The organism is Brevibacterium picturae (assembly GCF_030453725.1).
GTDB lineage: Bacteria > Actinomycetota > Actinomycetes > Actinomycetales > Brevibacteriaceae > Brevibacterium > Brevibacterium sandarakinum_A.
The window spans coordinates 1-2,142 of sequence record NZ_JAKDJU010000309.1; the positions used below are offsets into that span (position 1 = coordinate 1).

The following is a 2,142-nucleotide window of genomic DNA, read 5'->3' on the forward strand; positions in this document are numbered from 1 at the left end:
TCGGACGCAGGTGCGAGCTCTGGCTCGCAGGATGGTGCGGGAAGCTCCGGGGCCGGCGGCTCCAGCTCGGGCGGTGGGTCGAGCAGCGAGGGAAGCGGGTCCGGATCAGGCTCGGCAGGCGGCGGAGGTGAGGCAGCAGCCGAAGGCTGAGGGGCAGGAATATTGAGCAGGGTGGCCTTGGTTGTACCGAGTAGGGAACCTGGATAGCGTGAAAATCGGTTGCGCCAGTCTTCTGCACGCTGCCAGGAAATCGATATCAGGGGAGCCGTGATCGGCCTTCGCTTCATCGCATACAGGCGAGCGATGTTCGTCCTATGATGGTTGAAGTGGACCGGGAAGAATGACTCCCCGTCGCTCAATTGGTGAAGGAGAAGCAATGACTAAACACGCCGATCATGAACACCCAGGATTCGACGGCACGAAGCCCTCGACAACCGAGTCAGGTACCCCACGAGAGTCCGACGCCCATTCGCTGAGCGTCGGCCCCGACGGCCCACTCCTCCTCCACGACACTGCACTTGTTGAGAAGCTGGCTCGGTTCGACCGTGAACGCGTCCCTGAGCGCAGCCCCCACGCCAAGGGCTCCGGTGCCTTCGGCGAACTCGAGATCACTGCAGATGTCTCCAAGTACACTCGGGCGAAGTTCCTGCAGAAGGGCGTCAAGACCCCGATGCTCTCACGGTTCTCCACCGTTGCCGGTGAGCTCGGCTCACCTGACTCCTGGCGCGACGTGCGCGGTTTCGCGCTGAAGTTCTACACCGAAGACGGAAACTTCGACATGGTGGGCAACAACACTCCCATCTTCTTCGTCCGTGACCCGATGAAGTTCCCCGATTTCATCCACTCGCAGAAGCGCACACCGGATTCGGGTCTGCGCAGCAACAACATGCAGTGGGACTTCTGGTCGCTCTCGCCGGAATCAGCACACCAGGTCAGCTACCTCATGGGACCTCGGGGACTGCCGAAGACCTGGCGGAACATGAATGGGTACTCCTCGCACACCTACATGTGGGCCAATGCAGAGGGCGAGCGGTTCTGGGTCCAGTACCATTTCCACACCGACCAGGGTGTGGAGAACATGTCGAACGAAGAGGCTGGCAAGATGGCCGGCGAGGACGCGGACATGCACCGTCGCGACCTGTTCGACGCAATCGAGCGGGGCGACTACCCGTCCTGGACCGTCTACGTCCAGATCATGCCCTACGAGGAAGCGAAGACCTACCGCTTCAACCCCTTCGACCTGACCAAGACCTGGTCGAAGAAGGACTACCCGCTCATGGAGATCGGCAGGTTCACCCTCAACAAGAACCCGTCGAACCACTTCGCCCAGATCGAGCAGGCCGCTTTCAGCCCCTCGAACATCGTGCCGGGCACCGGGATCTCGCCGGACAAGATGCTCATGAGCCGTGTCTTCTCGTACCCCGATGCACAGCGGAACCGCATCGGCACGAACTTCAACCAGCTGCCGGTCAATGCGCCCGTCACGAAGACCAATTCCTACGACAAGGAAGGTCAGATGGAGTACCACCACTCAGGTGATGCTCCGAACTATGCGCCCAACTCCTACGGTCGTCCGTATCAGACGGAAGAGGGACCGATCGAGAACCGTTGGGAATCCGACGGTGAGCTGGTCCGCAGGGCCGCCACTCTGCACTCAGAGGATGATGACTTCGGCCAGGCGCACACCCTGGTTCGCGAGGTCTACTCCGAAGAGGAGCGCCAGGGCCTCATCGAAACGGTCGTCGGTGCTCTGAAGGATGGCGTGGAAGAGCCTGTGCTGACCAACGTCTTCAAGTACTGGCGCAACATCGATGAAGAGGTCGGCCGCGCAATCGAGGACAAGTACAAGTCCGAGACCGCATGAGTCGAGAGTCGGTGTGAGTCGGGTGGAGCGATCTTCGGCGAGACGCTGAAGTTCTCACCCGGCCGCCAGCGGCCAAACACGTCGACGACCCCGTTGCCTCACAGCGAGGCATCCGGGTCGTCGACGTCTGTGGCCCGGCTGCGGTGGGCGGCCGGAGTGAGAGCTGCGTTTGGTCATGCTTCCAGAATGTGTTCGGGAAGCCTGTGCCGATGTCGGTGTCAGATAAGTCGGTACCGAGACTGTCCGATAAGTGCCTGGGAATGCTGTCCGATAACTAG

1 protein-coding gene is annotated in these 2,142 nt (G+C 61.1%); it reads left to right on the forward strand.

Going from position 1 to position 2,142, the window contains the following annotated elements; genetic code table 11:
- The first annotated feature begins 376 nt into the window (after positions 1–376).
- Positions 377–1,864: a catalase gene (locus tag L0G76_RS15905; protein WP_304358101.1), complete on the forward strand. Its 1,488-nt coding sequence runs from the start codon at positions 377–379 to the stop codon at positions 1,862–1,864.
- Positions 1,865–2,142 lie beyond the last annotated feature (278 nt).